General features: G+C 60.3%; 1 protein-coding gene. It reads left to right on the top strand.

Annotated elements, in window-relative coordinates; all coding sequences use genetic code 11:
* A partial coding sequence (locus AC1DIH_RS28135) for an immunoglobulin-like domain-containing protein (protein WP_477774088.1) occupies positions 1-671 on the top strand: 671 nt, incomplete at both ends.

Consider the following 671-nt stretch of genomic DNA (forward strand, 5'->3'; position numbering starts at 1 on the left):
GGCGGCAACTTCGAACAGTTGACCCCAAGCACCACCCCCGCCGTTACGACGATCACCGACTCGATCGACAACACCGGGTTGAGCCTGACGGCGAATGGTTCGGTGATTGAAGGTGGCCAGATCACTTACACCGCGACCCTGACCAATCCGGCCGGCACGCCGATGACCGTCACCCTGTCCAACGGTGCAGTCATCAACATCGAAGCTGGCAAAACCAGCGGCTCGGTGGTGGTCGACACCCCGGCCAACGACGTCTACAAGAACGGCAGYACCGTCAGCACCACTATCGAAAGCACCASCGGTGGCAATTTCGAACAGCTGACCCCGAGTACCACCCCCGCTGTTACGACGATTACCGATTCGATCGATAACACCGGCCTGACGCTGACCGCCAACAACACGATTACCGAAGGCGGGCAGATCACTTACACCGCGACCCTGACCAACCCGGCCGGCACCGCGATGASCGTSACCCTGTCGAACGGCGCCGTGATCAACATCGAGGCCGGCAAGACTTCCGGTTCCGTGGTGGTCGRCACTCCAGCGAATGATGTTTACAAGAACGGCAGCACCGTCAGCACCACCATCGAAAGCACCACCGGTGGCAATTTCGAGCAGCTGACCCCGRGCACCACCCCAGCGGTGACCACCATCACCGATTCGATCGATAA

It is taken from the genome of Pseudomonas sp. 05N36 (genome assembly GCF_056397385.1).